Source organism: Pontimicrobium aquaticum, assembly GCF_005047595.1.
Classification (GTDB): domain Bacteria; phylum Bacteroidota; class Bacteroidia; order Flavobacteriales; family Flavobacteriaceae; genus Pontimicrobium; species Pontimicrobium aquaticum.
The window spans coordinates 43,604-58,400 of record NZ_SUPL01000007.1 but is presented as its reverse complement, the minus strand read 5'-3'; the positions used below and the strand labels follow the sequence as shown (position 1 = coordinate 58,400).

The 14,797-nt window shown below is 32.3% G+C and carries 11 protein-coding genes; 4 read left to right on the top strand and 7 right to left on the bottom strand.

What is annotated here, in order from left to right; genetic code table 11:
- Positions 1-16 precede the first annotated feature (16 nt).
- Entirely contained in the window at positions 17-562 is a 546-nt protein-coding gene (locus E5167_RS12800) for a carboxymuconolactone decarboxylase family protein (protein ID WP_136844553.1), read from the bottom strand.
- A gap of 230 nt (positions 563-792) precedes the next feature.
- A complete protein-coding gene (locus tag E5167_RS12795; protein WP_136844552.1) occupies positions 793-1,530 on the bottom strand; it encodes an isochorismatase family protein in 738 nt (245 codons plus the stop codon).
- A gap of 308 nt (positions 1,531-1,838) precedes the next feature.
- On the opposite strand from E5167_RS12795, the gene E5167_RS12790 reads away from it, so the two are divergent.
- Positions 1,839-2,111 (top strand): hypothetical protein, encoded by a 273-nt coding sequence (locus tag E5167_RS12790; protein ID WP_136844551.1) that lies wholly within the window; start codon positions 1,839-1,841, stop codon positions 2,109-2,111.
- A gap of 2 nt (positions 2,112-2,113) precedes the next feature.
- On the opposite strand, the gene E5167_RS12785 is transcribed toward E5167_RS12790, so the two are convergent.
- From E5167_RS12785 to E5167_RS12775, 3 genes are all read right to left on the bottom strand, one after another.
- Positions 2,114-3,763 carry a M28 family peptidase gene (locus tag E5167_RS12785; protein WP_136844550.1) on the bottom strand — a complete coding sequence of 550 codons (1,650 nt, stop codon included), beginning with the start codon at positions 3,761-3,763 and terminating at the stop codon, positions 2,114-2,116.
- Between the two features lie 76 nt (positions 3,764-3,839).
- Entirely contained in the window at positions 3,840-4,328 is a 489-nt protein-coding gene (locus E5167_RS12780; RefSeq protein WP_239022001.1) for a CIA30 family protein, read from the bottom strand.
- 143 nt (positions 4,329-4,471) lie between these two features.
- Complete coding sequence (locus tag E5167_RS12775; RefSeq protein WP_136844548.1) at positions 4,472-5,956, bottom strand: hypothetical protein; 1,485 nt, start codon at positions 5,954-5,956, stop codon at positions 4,472-4,474.
- Between the two features lie 175 nt (positions 5,957-6,131).
- On the opposite strand from E5167_RS12775, the gene E5167_RS12770 reads away from it, so the two are divergent.
- A complete protein-coding gene (locus E5167_RS12770; RefSeq protein WP_136844547.1) occupies positions 6,132-7,043 on the top strand; it encodes a peptidoglycan DD-metalloendopeptidase family protein in 912 nt (303 codons plus the stop codon).
- A gap of 17 nt (positions 7,044-7,060) precedes the next feature.
- Here E5167_RS12770 and E5167_RS12765 read toward each other — a convergent pair whose 3' ends face one another.
- Both E5167_RS12765 and E5167_RS12760 read right to left on the bottom strand, forming a co-directional pair.
- The gene (locus tag E5167_RS12765; RefSeq protein WP_136844546.1) at positions 7,061-7,975 is read right to left on the bottom strand and encodes an EamA family transporter; all 915 of its coding nucleotides are present in this window, start codon (positions 7,973-7,975) and stop codon (positions 7,061-7,063) included.
- Positions 7,976-10,999: a hypothetical protein gene (locus tag E5167_RS12760; protein ID WP_136844545.1), complete on the bottom strand. Its 3,024-nt coding sequence runs from the start codon at positions 10,997-10,999 to the stop codon at positions 7,976-7,978.
- Between the two features lie 94 nt (positions 11,000-11,093).
- Here E5167_RS12760 and aspA point away from each other — a divergent pair, with 94 nt between their 5' ends.
- Together aspA and E5167_RS12750 are read left to right on the top strand one after the other, a co-directional pair.
- Positions 11,094-12,515, top strand: a complete 1,422-nt coding sequence (gene aspA, locus E5167_RS12755; RefSeq protein ID WP_136844544.1) for an aspartate ammonia-lyase — start codon at positions 11,094-11,096, stop codon at positions 12,513-12,515.
- A 100-nt stretch (positions 12,516-12,615) separates the two neighbouring features.
- Positions 12,616-14,745 (top strand): S9 family peptidase, encoded by a 2,130-nt coding sequence (locus tag E5167_RS12750; protein ID WP_239022000.1) that lies wholly within the window; start codon positions 12,616-12,618, stop codon positions 14,743-14,745.
- Positions 14,746-14,797 lie beyond the last annotated feature (52 nt).

Below are 14,797 nucleotides of genomic sequence, written 5' to 3'. Positions count from 1 at the left end.
TTATTTTTCTTTATGCTTAAAATTCTGCTGCTTTAACGGCAGGGAAGTCAATATCAGTATTTGCTGTATTGTTAAAGTAATTTGTTAATATATTTAGAGCTACGTGTGCTACTATTTCACCAACAGCTCCATCAGAATATCCAGCAGCTTTTATAGCTTGTACATCTTCATCACTCACTTTACCAGCCTTGTTTACTAAAGTTTTTGCAAAAGTTAAAGCTGCTTCAACTTTTTCATCATTGTTTTTTCCATGTCTAGCTTCTGCTAAAGAAGTAGTGTCTATGTTAGCTAATTTTTCACCAATAAATGAATGTGCAGATAAGCAATAATTACAAGCATTTGTTTCGGCTACTGTTAAAGCAATTAACTCTCCTGTTTTACTCCCAAGTGAGCTTTTACTTAGAGAATCGCTAAGATTTAAATAACCTTCTAATACAGCAGAAGAGTTACCCATAGTTCTCATCATGTTAGGAACCATTCCTAATTTGTTTTTAATTCCTTCAAATAGTTCTTTAGATCTTCCTGTTGCTTCGTTTGGATCTAATGCATTTAAACGTGTCATAAGTTTTAATTTTAAATATATTGTTTGTCATTATTGACACTACAAAGATGTAACATCGATAGTGTTAATAAAATGGACAAAAAACATTATTTGGTGGACATTTTTCCCTTTTAATACATACTCATTATCAAAGAGTTGCGTTAAAAAAACATTAAAAAAGGCAAGACCTATTTATTTGATCCTGCCCTTTTGCTACTAATCTTAATTTAATCCCTGTAGGTTATAAAAACTTACATTTTTGTTTTGTGCATTTTTAACTCTTTTACAAGTTCTTCAGTAGTATATAATTTACTTGAAATTAATTTGTAATTAGTTTGAGCTGCTTGATTACCATCTAATCCTGGTAATTTTGCAGAAGCAGTTGCATCACCTACAACGGCAACTTCAAAACCATTTTCAATTAATTCACGCATGTGTGATTCTGCACAAAGATTACCAGACATTCCTGCTAATATTACTTTGTCAATTTTTTGTTTTCTTAATTGTAATGCTAAATCATTAGACTCAGAACCAAAAACTTTATGAGGACTTGAAATAACTACACCGTCTTTGTTGATGTATTTTTTGTAACGTGGTAACCAGTCTGCACCAGATCCTTTAAATCCTCTAGTGTTTAATTGATCTCCTCTATCAAACATATTAATGTTGTGCATTAATTTTTCAAGAGTACCTTCAAATTTCCAAACATGGTCATGCTCGTAATAGTAATGTGGAGAAATAAATACGGGAATATTATACTGCTCTCCTAACTTAAAAATAGTTTCTAAATTTTCAATAGTATTATTTTCCATAACACTTTCTCCAACAGCTCCCCAAGCAACGCCATCAGGACTTAAAAAATCGTTTTGTGGATCTGTTATAACGATTGCTGTATGCTCGTCAATAATAAATCCTGGTTCTGGCAATTGTGCAAAAACGCTTGTTACTCCCATAACAAACATTACTAATGTTTTAAATAAATTTTTCATTGTATTAAATGTTCTTTTTGTTAAACTTAATTTTATGGTACAAAGATGAGGACTCTTTAAGGGTTAATAAATGGACGATATTCGCTAATGAATGGACATTTTTGTTGCACCCTATTTTTACAAGGCAAATTGCGTGTTTTTTACTATTATTTTTTGATTGTATGAAAGAGAGCATTCACTTTATCCGATAAATTTTAATCTAACATCTTTTTATCGAGCAAGTAATGTTATTGAACAAATAAAGTTTGAATGTAGATAATGTTGGTATAAATTGAAGATAGATTTACAACCTCATTAACTATTTGATTATGGACGCTAACTTATCATTATTCAACCAAATAAACAGCCTATCGTATTGGTTTTTAATTGAAAGCAATTACAAAAGTTCTGTTGTGTTTGATGCAGAAAAAGATACGTTTTTTATTAAAATAAAAAAGGGAAAGCACAACCTTTACTCCTATCATATTGCTCACTTTAGCAAGAAGAATAAACAGTTTTTACATTTCGAACTTAAAGCTATTGTGAGTAGCTTATTGCATATTAAAGATATTATTATGAGTAAGCGTAATGCGAGTGCTTAAATTTATTTTTTAAACTTTCTAAAGAATGAATCTTCATTCCATGTTGGTTGTTCTTCTGATACATTTATGAGATAACTATTCATAAACTGCAATCTTACATAGGTTTTGGCTGCATCAAAATTAAACATGCCATCTCTTAATTCATCTGATGGTTTATGGTAATGATTTTTAGTAAAATCGTTAATAATAGAATCTAAACCTGTTTCAGAAGTTTCAGTTTTTAACCCATATTTCATACGTAACGCAGGAATACCTTCTAATACAAAATTTAGGTTATCACTTCGTACAAACCTAACTTGTTCTGGCATATGGTCTGGATCTATCCTTAAATCTAGTTGCTTTGTAGCTCTTTCTACCACACTCATAATACTACTTTGCTCTGCTCCTAAAGGCTCTACAGATAACATTGGAGCTATTAAAGTAGGCATATCTGTATTGACGTTTGCAATAATCTTTTCTTGAGCAACAGGCGGATTTACAGCAAGGTATTTAGAACCTAATAATCCCATTTCTTCAGCAGTAACTGCAGCAAATATTACTGAACGTTTTGGTTTTGATGGTAACTTACTATATAATCTAGCGATTTCAATCATAGCACTTATACCTGAAGCATTATCGTGAGCACCATTATAAATAGAATCTCCATTAATTGGTCTGCCTATACCTACGTGATCCAAATGCGCAGTATGCACAATATATTCGTCTTTAAGCTCCTCGCCTTCCAATAAACCAAGAACATTGGCGCTTTCAAATTGTGATAGTGTTGTTACTACTTTTCCGTTTAAGTGAACTATATTAGTTGGCTGCTTTAGAGTGTTACCTTTCTCACTATAATCTTTCCAATCTTCTTCTGTTATTCCTGTAAGTTTAGTTAAAGATGACCAATTAAAATAACCTCCAAAAGCCATGTTTCCAAAATTTGATCTTCCTAAAGCTGTACCATTTGGCAATAGCACACTGTTAATACCTCTTTGAGACATTCTATTATAGCTTCCTTTAAAATTTCCTCTTCCTCCTGGAGCTGTAACAAACAATATACCTTTTGCTCCCAAATTATCTAGTGTTGTTATTTTGGTATTTGTATTACTAAAATAAGCTCTTTCACTTGCTGGTAAAGAACTTGGAGCACCACTAAATATAGCTACAATTTTTCCTTTTACATCTAAATTTTCGAAATCATCAAACCCATATTCTGATGCTTGAACACCAAAACCAGCAATAACCAATTCACCTGAAAATTCAGTTAAAATTTCGTTGGCATTGCCTGTGAAAAAATAATCTTCTCCAACCTGCAAAGTATCTTTCTCATTCAACACCATGTAAGATTGCTCATTCTTAACCACTGATTTTCTCAAAGTTAGTGTTTGATAATAGGTGCTTCCTTCGCTGTCTCCAATTGGAGAAATACCAAATTCTTTATATTTATTGGCTACATACTCCATGGCTTGCTTATATTGAGGAGTTCCAGGAAGTCTTCCTTTTAAGCTATCATCTGCAAGTACAGCAATATGGTGCCTTATGTCTTCTGGTTTTACAGAGTTTGAAAACTCAGCTAATGTTTTATCATTGAAAGTAGCTTCTTCTTTACATCCTGTAAATAGCATAGCACATAGGCAAAGAATGAGAGCGATGTGGTTTCTTAGCATAATCATTGGTTGGTGTTTTAAATATTCTTAAAGTTAAAAATAAAACAATAACCAATGAATGAATTTGGTAAAAAAGATGTAATTACTTAACTAAATTGATGCTTTCTATCTCTAATTGGAATGATTCGTTAAGCTTATTTCCAAGAAGAAATGCAATTTCTTGCATTTGCTTTCCATCATATTTAGGAACATTTACTCTATAACCTCTAAATTGAGGTACAAAATTTTCAAAAGGAATAATTATGGTTTCCCATTCTCTATTAGTTTTAAAGCTTGAAACATACGAATAACGCTGATTAATATTGCTTTTAATTCTAAATTGGTATGTTTTCTCATCTCCTTTTAACCTAATGACCACAGCTTTATAATTAGATACATTCTTTGATTTAAATTGATGTCTTAAAGAAGAAAACCCACCGTTATTAGCCGTTGTTACATCTCCATAATAAATAGCTGTACCTGAATCACTAATTTTAATATTCCCTTTAGATAATCCTCCCATTACCCTATCATCAACAATATACCAATCTTGAACACTTTTACTTTCTTTAAAGTTATAGATTGTATTCAATGGCTGTATCTGTGTGATGTTAGTTAGAAATATCATAAGCAAGAAAATCATAGTGTGTTTAATTTAATATTTAAAATATTAAACAAAACTACAATTTTATTAGTTTCAATTAATAAGTTTAACTAATATTTAGCTTATAAACACTAATTGACTATGGCTTTACTAATTAATAAATCTAATATTTGCTGAGTTTCTTTATTACTTTCCTTTTTTACTTCATAAATAACAGCATTAGGGTTAGTAATATTGATATTTGGTGATTCTTGCTCTAAAGTTTTAAACTTACGTTGTATTACATCTTTAATCAATGGCAATGCTGATGTATAACCTATAAATAAAATTTTATCTAATGATACTGTGTTTAAAAGAAGGTTTACTTCAAACTCGCAACCTTTATTTTTCTCAGAAAATCCACGAAGATCCATAAGGACAACATTTGCAGTAGTAACAAGTTTATTCACGGTTAATTTCCATGTGTTATCATGACAAGACATTGGTTTTTCTTTAAACGTGTTATCTAATTTAACTGGATGCTTTATTAACTTTTCAATGTCTTTATTTAATTCCTCTTTATCGCTTACAAAGTTTAATTTCATTCGACGCCTACTATATATTATAAATACTATAGCAGCAATTACCATTAAAAATATAAATGGGCCAAATGGAGAGCCTGCACCAGAATCGATAGATGAATTTTCAAGTTGCGTATAAATCAAAAAGGTAAAGACAATAATGACCGGAAACTTATGCTTGAAATTACGTTTCCAATATACTTTATAAAACGATGGGTCGGCCACTGTAAAATACGAACCAAAATGCTTCCAGAATTTAGCTAGACGTGAAAAAGTAAACATTGAGGTTTTGCTTATTAAGAATACACGAAGAATTAAAAGCTTTAAATTAGGTCTGTTTTTCGCCTTACTTCTTATTCTGTTAATTGTAACTAAGTGAAAAATTATCGGGATAAGAAAAACTACACCTTCACCATAATCTCCAAAAAGAAACCCTGATAGGGATTTTAGCAATGTACTCAATAATACTATGAGTGCCAGCAGCATATACCATCTTGTTTGAAAAATAACAAATACCATTTTCCATATAGGTGAAATAAATTTAAACAATCCTTCTTGATATGCTTTAAATTGGTGTCTAAAACCAATAAAACGCATTATAGTCCAAATCAAGAATAAAGTCAAGTATAAAAAATATTGCAAAGCATCTAATGGGTAGTCAGCATAAATAACTAACGCTGCAATAGCATACACTAAAACAATTAAAATATCTAACTTAAATTGTTGAATCATGACTTTCTTGGCGTTATTAACCATTTCTTGACGATTGGATGATGTATCACTAAAATCTGAATCTGAATCTAGAACAGTAAACTTAATAGAACTACTATTTTGAATTTCAGCTATTTGCAAACCCAATTCTGAATCCTTTAATTTTTTGGATTTAGACATCATGCCACGATTCATTACTTTCATTAAAATAAACCGTGAAAAAAGTGCTATTAATATGGCAATAATGATAATTACAAAGCGATTGCCTAGACCTATTTCTGGATTTTGAAGTGATACAGTTACTAATAAACTTGGAGCTAACAATAAATTTAATAAAAGAAACATGGTTGGTATTTTAGTGTTGGTGGCAATGAAGATACATTATTTTAGCCTCAATAATTATTTAATTTATGCGTTACAAGGGTTTTTAAAATGTAATTATCAAATTTTTACTAAATTCGCACACCTTAACAATCCAAAATCTAACATCGTCCTTCTTACTGATTATTTTTGCTATTAAATGAAATTAATAATCTGTTCTCTTTTAGTTTTTAGCTTATCTATTAAAGGGTTTTCGCAATCCAGTATAAAGTTTCCTGAAACGAAACCTCTTCCATCTTTTGTGCTAGAAAATGATTCTATAATATCTTTAAAAGATAAATTGCCTAGTAATAATGCAATAGGTGTAAAAAGTGAGCATTGGGATACCAAAAAATTTAATCCTTATAAGGATGAACTTGTCAAGTTCCCTATTCAACTTACATTTAAAGATAGTTTATATCGCACACCTATTTTAGATAGTATGGTTGTAACCTCGCGTTTTGGATGGCGTAATCGTAGGGCACATAAAGGCATTGATATAGATTTAATTACTAGAGATGATGTTGTATCTGTCTTAGATGGTGTTGTTCGTTTTGCAAGGTATCATTCCGGACATGGTAAGGCAGTTATTGTACGCCATTATAATGGTTTGGAAACGGTGTATGCTCATTTATCATCTTTTTCTGTAAAAGCCAATGATTCTGTAAAACGAGGTCAAGTTTTAGGAAAAGGTGGCGCCACAGGAAACGCTCGTGGTAGTCATCTACATTTAGTAGTCAATTATAAAGGTATAGCCATAAACCCAGAATATCTATTTGAATTTAATGGTACTAATAGAATTAGGTCCAAAGAGTTGTGGGTTACACAACGCTGGACAGCTCCATATTTTCATAGTTCTAAAAGAAAATCTAAATTAGAATTGTTTCAAACTGAAGAAGAAGCTATTGCTAGCTTAAAAAAAGAAAAGCAAATTTACATAGTAAAAAGAGGTGACACCTTGTCGCATATTTCTAGACGAAATAATGTATCTATTAGGTCTATTTGTATTGCCAATAATATTAAAAGCACTACTCTTTTAAAAGTTGGTCAAAAACTAGTTCTTGAAATGTAAAATCTTCGTACCTACATCTATCTCCACGTTATTCTAGGCCTAATAATTCGCTTCGTATTAATAAAATAAACGCCTGTTAACAATACGATAGCCGCAATTATGGATTGAGCTGTTATTTGTTCATCTAATATATACCAGCCTAAAAGCAATGCTATTATTGGATTTACATAAGCAGAGGTAGCCACTTTTTCTGCCGATACTTTTTTAAGCAAATAATTAAATGCAGTAAATGCTACAATGCCTCCAAATATTATTAAAAGAAACATAGATAATTGTGTAGAACTATGCCATTTGATTGGCGATAACCATGTCTCACCTAATAATGCACTAAAAATCATTAGCATTACACCACCTGATACCATTTGATAAGCTGTAGAGATTAAATATTTAGCTGGTAATTGTGCTTTAGAAACAAAAATACTTCCATAACTCCAACTAACCACGCATGTAAAAATTGTGAGAATACTAAGCCAACTATTTTCACTAGATGCAACTTCTTTTTGACTTACTAAAAGGTAAATACCTATAACACCTAATACAACACCTATTACAGACATTAATTTGATTTTCTTGCCATCTATTAAGCGCATTAGCACAAGTATAATAAGTGGTTGCGTTGATGCCTCTAAAGCAGCAAAGCCGCTGTCAACATATTTTAGTGCCCAAACAAACACACCATTTCCATAAGTAAGAAATAAGAAACCAGCTATAATTGAATTTATTAACTGTCGCTTATTAATAGCTAAGCTATGACCTAATAGTTTTGCAATTAAAAAAATAAGTAGTCCTGCTACTGTAAACCTAATAGATGCTAAATAGAGTGGTGAAATTTCTGATACAGCAATTTTATTAAGTAAATAGGTTGAACCCCAAATAACGTAAATAGCAAAAAACGCTAATATTATTAAAACCGTATCATGTGATTTTTGCATCTATTTGGTAGCTTCTTGTTTTAGCTTATTGAATTGCATAACTAATTCTTCGTATCTATTTTTTGCTTCTTCTCCTGGTAATTGATCTGCTCGACTAATCATATTTAATAAATAAGACATCTGTGATAGCATCATTTGTTGAGGATAAGCACCTTTAGCATTTTGAAGTTGTTTTAAAGTTTTTTCTATTTGCTCTAAACGTTCTGCTTTAGCTTTAGCCTTTTTCTTTTTTAAAGATTTAGCTTCTTTTTCTAAACTAGTTTCTAGCTTCCTAGCATTAGAAAGTAAATCAATCACCTTATTTTGCATAGCAATTTGCTCTTCAATGTTGGCAACTGTAATACCTTCAGCTTTTACTCTTGGATCCATTAGTATCTCAAAACTTTGTTCGATGGATTGTTCTCCAACCGTTAACTTAGCTGTGTAAGACCCTGGAGCCACCATTGGACCTCCTTTATAGCGACGACTTTCACTTTTATTCCATGCACCTTTTTGTCTTAAATCCCACTCAAAACGATGAAAACCAGGTTTCCCAATTAGTTTTTTATCAACATATCTAAATACTTGACTAAGGTTCATATCTTCTACCTCTTTTACAGTCGATTTTAATTTAGTACTGTCGCTTAAAATAGTACTAACAACATTTTTATTTGCATCCAGAATTTCTAATTGTACACTTCCATTAAAATCTTTTGGAATGTAATAGTCCATAATAACACTTGTACGTGGATACATTGGAAATGAACTACGTGCATTAGGATATCTATAACGAATAGTGTTATCTGGTTTAAACAAATGAGGTGTGTCTTTTAATTTGTTAATTTGATTTTGTCTTAGCGATGTAATGTTATCTAGAATCCAAAAGCCTCTTCCCATGGTGCTTAATACAAGATCACCTCTAAATATTTTTAAGTCAGTAATTGGTGTTACTGGTAAGTTTTGTTGAAATTTCTGCCAAGACTTTCCATCGTTAAACGATACAAACATACCAAATTCTGTTCCTGCAAAAAGTAAACCCTCACGAACAGGATCCTCACGCATAACACGTGCAGTAAAATCAGCAGGAATACCATTTTTGTCGGTACTTAATAGTTGCCAACTATCGCCATAGTTTTCAGTTTTATAAATATATGGTTTATCATCACCAAGTAAATGTCTGTCAACAGCTATATAAGCTTTAGCTGGGTTAAATTGAGAAGGTTCAACCGATTCTACTCTACCACCTTTTGGTAGTTTTTTTGGTGTTACGTTTTTCCAAGTTTTTCCACCATCTCTTGTGACTGATACCACACCATCATTGGATCCTGTCCAGATAAGTCCTTCAAGAAGTTTTGATTCTCTTATAGAATATAAGGTACTGTAATACTCTTCGCCTGTTATGTCTCTTGTAATTGGACTTCCTGAAATGACTTGCTTATCATCTTCAAAAGCTGTTAAGTCTGGTGAAATGGTTTCCCAAATTAATCCATCAGTTACAGTTTTGTGCAAGTATTGTGATCCATGATACACAATGTTTGGATTATGTGGAGACACATGTATTGGCGCTACACGTTGAAATCTATATTTTAAATCTTTTGGATTATGTCCATAAATATTTGAAGCACCTACATAGTAACCTCTTTCAACACCTGTAAGTTTATTAAATACTCCAAAACGCCCTTTACAATTGGCATACACAGTATTATGATTTCCTGGTTTTGGTACTGCTGGTCCAGTTTCACAGCCTCCAGTGTTGATAACCCAACCTATGCCTGCTTTTTGGATAGCACTTGGCGGAAAGCTAGGTACAGCTATAGTTGAAGAATTATCTTGTTGCCCACCATACATCCAATAAGGATATTGGTCATCAACTTCTACTGTATATATTTCAGCTGTTGGCTGATTAAATTGTGTGGACCATGTTTTTCCTCCATTATGAGATACATTGGCGCCTCCATCATTACATTGAATTAATAAATCTGGATTGTTTGGATTTAACCAAATATCATGATTATCGCCATGAGGTACACTCATACGCTTCCAAGTTTTTCCACCATCTATTGATTTTAGTAATGGATTAGCATTAGAGTAAATAATATCAGGATTGGTAGGATCTAACTCAATATTCGTATAATAAAAAGGTCTGTTAACCAAACCTATATTACTCGATACTTGCTTAAAAGATTTTCCTTGATCAACCGATTTATACAAACCTCCCTCCTTTCCAGGAGCTTCAATTACAGCATATAATATTCGTGAATCTACAGGAGATACTGCTAAGTCTATTTTACCAATTAGCTTTTTTGGCAAACCTTTTTCTAATTTAATCCAATCTTTTCCTCCATTAATTGACTTGTAAATTCCTCCTTCGTCTTTCTCTCCACCAGAGATAATCGTCCAAGGTTTTCGCTCAGCTTTCCAAGCAGCTGCATACACTATGTTTGGATTTCCAGGAAGTAATTCTAGATCAGCAAAACCAACGGTGTCAGAAATATATAATACTTTCTCCCAATTTAGCCCACCATCAATGGTTTTATAAATACCTCTTTCTTCATTGGCTTTAAAAGCATTACCAATGGCAGCCACCCAAACCACATTATTATTTGTTGGATCTATTTCAACAGCACCTATTTGTCCTGTTTTCCTAAGTCCAATATGTTCCCATGTTTTACCAGCATCTATCGATTTATACATGCCTTTTCCACTAATAACATTACTACGTAATCCATCTGATCCAGTACCTACATAAACAATGTTTGGGTCATTAACGGCTACTTCAATAGCACCAATAGAAGGTGTTGCAAAAAAGCCATCCGACACATTATTCCATGTAGTTCCGTAATCGTCCGATTTCCATACACCTCCACCGGAAGCTCCCAAATAAAATGTTCCTGGCAGCATTGGCGTTCCTGTAACAGTGGTAACTCGGCCACCTCTTTCAGGACCTACTGTTCTGTATTTTAATGCTTTAAAATCTTGCGCAATTAGTGTACTTGTAATAAAAAATGATAATAGTAATTTAATAGAATATAATCGAGTTCCCATAAAAGAAAAAATTGGTTGGTTAGAAGCCAAAGTTAAGTAAAAAATGAGCTATATTTAATGTTAAAATTCAACAAATATTTATCAGCATTTACAAATGAAATTTAGAAAAGAAATAGACCTATTGGGAGAACTAGAAATAGATAGTAATAGTTACTATGGAATTCATACCCAAAGAGCGATTAATAATTTTAATATTTCTAACTCAAAAATTGGAGATTACCCTCTGTTTATTAAAGGGTTAGCCATCACAAAAAAAGCGTGTGCTTTAGCAAACAAAGATATTGGTGCTATTGCTGAAGATAAGGCTGATATGATTATTGAAGCTTGTGATGAAATACTAAAAAACTTAAATAAATATTCCGTTTGTTTTCCTACAGATGTGTTTCAAGGAGGTGCTGGAACATCAGTTAATATGAATATTAATGAGGTCATTGCCAATATTGCATTAGAACTTCATGGCTATAAAAAAGGAGATTATGCTATTTTAAATCCCAATGACCATGTTAATAAATCACAATCTACAAATGATGCCTATCCAACTGCCTTTAGAGTTGCTATATATTTTTATATTAATAGTTTACTTAAGCATATAGAACAGCTTATTATTCAGATAGATAAAAAGTCTATTGAGTTTTCTAAAGTGCTTAAAATGGGGCGCACACAATTACAAGATGCTGTGCCAATGTCTTTAGGTGATGAATTTATGGCTTGGGGAACAAATCTCACAGAAGAAATTAAGAACCTAAAATTATGTCGTGATTTAGTACTAGAGGTTAATTTAGGAGCAACAGCTATTGGTACAGGATTAAATGCTCCAAAAGGGTATTCAGAAAAATCTATTGCTCATTTAAAAAAACTTACCAATGCTAATTTTGTTAAAGCCAAAAACTTAATAGAAGCTACCTCAGATTGTGGTGCTTATGTCATGATTTCTGGTGCATTAAAACGTACAGCTGTGAAATTATCAAAAATATGTAACGATTTAAGATTGTTATCTTCTGGTCCAAGATGCGGACTGAATGAAATTAATCTTCCTGAAATGCAAGCAGGATCTTCAATTATGCCTGCAAAAGTCAACCCAGTAATTCCAGAAGTTGTAAACCAAGTTTGTTTTAAAGTAATTGGTAATGATGTCACAATTGCTTTTGCTGCTGAAGCTGGGCAACTGCAACTAAATGTTATGGAACCAGTAATAGCGCAATCGCTATTTGAATCCATCGATTTATTGTCAAATGCATGTAATACACTCACAGAAAAATGCATTATTGGTATTACAGCTAATGCTGAACACACCAAAAATATGGTATTAAATTCTATAGGATTAATCACTTTTTTAAATCCTTATATTGGTCATCATATGGGTGATGTTTTAGGTAAAGAAGCTGTAACTACAGGCAAGTCAATTAAAGAACTAGTATTAGAGAAAAAATTATTATCGGAAGAGGAATTGGACGAAATATTAAGCTTCGAAAATTTAATGCGCCCAAAATATAGAGCACAATTATTTAAAAAATAACAATTAATTTTAACATATCATTAACCAAATTCAACTACAAATGAATTTATCAATGTTATTAATTAATTTAACTTTACTAAAATTTAATAAAACCAACCAAATGCATAAAAATCATTTAAGAGTCATTATAAAAATGACTTTCGCAATCGCGCTTATTCTTCCTGTTAATTCCAGTTTTGCTCAAAGCAAACTAAAAAAAATGCCAGGATATGAACAATACCAAAAAGTAGCACCTCATATTCGTAGCTCTGTTGAATATGGAAGTTTATTTGTTACCTGGAGTGAAGATGGCAATTCTTTCACCTATAACCAAGATGGAAAACAATACAAATATGATGTAAAAAAGAAAAAAGCAACAGAAATTGGTGATGCAAAGCCAAGCCCTCGAAGACGCTTTGGTAATAGACCAGCTAGAGGAAGACAATATGCTTCGGCAGAATCTCCAAACAAACAATTTAAAGCCTTTACTAAAGACAGAAACATGTACATCAGTAATCCTGATGGCAGTAATGTTATGCCAATTACAACCGAAGGTAACGACGACAATCAAATAAAATTTGGTATTGCTACTTGGGTATATGGTGAAGAATTAGGGCAAAATACAGCAATGTGGTGGTCACCAGATAGCAAAAAAGTAGCGTTCTATAGATTTGATGAAAAGGAAGCAAAAAAATATTATGTAATATACAATCAAACCAAAATCCAAGATTCAGTTGAAATTGAAGCGTATCCAAAAGTAGGTGCTAAAAATCTACCTGTTGACCTTATGGTTTATGATTTAGATACAAAAAAAACTACAACCTTCGATCTTAGAGATGGAAAACCTTATGAAGATGGCCCAATTGGTACCTATATTTATAATATTGACTGGTCTCCAGATGGCACCGAATTACTTTACCATAGTACCAACAGAAAGCAAGATATTATGGAATATAAGGCTGCCAACCCAGTTACAGGTAAATCAAGAGTAGTTGTTCGCGAAGAATGGCCTGCAAGCTTTACCAGAAATTCACCAGAAATGCGTTTCCTTGAAGATGGTAAGCGTTTTATTTGGGCTTCAGAACGAAGTGGTTTTAACAATTATTATTTATATAACATTGATGGTACTCTAATAAATCCAATTACATCGCATGACTTTGAGGTGTCAAGAATTATTGATATAGATGAAGACAAAGGCTATCTATATTATTATGCAAGAAGTGGTGATAACCATATGAAAATACAACTACATCGAGTAAAACTAGATGGAAGTCAAAACACAAGGTTAACAGACCCTTCGTACAACCATAGTGTTACTATGTCTCCAAACGGTAAATATTTTGTTGATGTAGCCCAAACACATAACACTCCTCCTTTTACCAATTTAGTTAACTCAAAAGGAAAAGTAATTGATAAGCTTGCAAAAAGCGACATGACCAAGTTTAACGAACTTGGATTGAAGAAAGTCGAAGCGTTTACTTTTACTTCTGCTGATGGTGAAACCGAGTTGCATGGTATGTTGCATTTTCCATCTAATTTCGATCCTAATAAAAAATACCCTTCAATTTTAGCAATTTATGGAGGTCCTTCTACAAATGGTTTTAGAGAAAATTTCACATTACCAAATGCCATGACTGAATACGGATTTTTAGTCGTAAACCTAGATGGTAGAAATGTTGGTGGTAGAGGTAAAAAAATGTTAGACAAATTATATGGAAATTTAGGAATAGTTGAAATGGACGATTTTGCTGAAGGTATCAAATCGTTACACAATAGACCTTACTTTAACAAAGATAAAGTAGGTGTAGTTGGGACCTCTTATGGTGGTACAACAGCAGCCACTAGCCTATTGCGTTTTCCAGAGGTGTATCATGCTGCTGTAGCAAATTCAGCAGTTACCGATTGGAGAAACTACGATAATGTTTACACAGAGCGTTATATGAATTTATTAGAAAACAATTTAGAAGGCTATGAAGCCTCTAGCCTTATGAATTATGCTGAAAACTTAGAAGGTGAATTAATGATTTTCTATGGAACAAATGATAATAATGTCCATCCAGCAAATTCATTACAGTTAATTCAAGCGTTGCAAAAAGCAGGAAAAAGTTTTGAAGTACAAGTAGGACCTGACCAAGGACATACACGCATGAATATAGAACGCATGATGGAATTTTTTATTGAACATCTAGTAATTAGAGATTCTTGGACTAGCGACATAAAGCAAAGTGAAGCAGATAAGTTTAAAAACTAAAGATTATTAACTAAAAATATTTAAGGGAAGCGTATTTGCTTCCCTTTTTTTA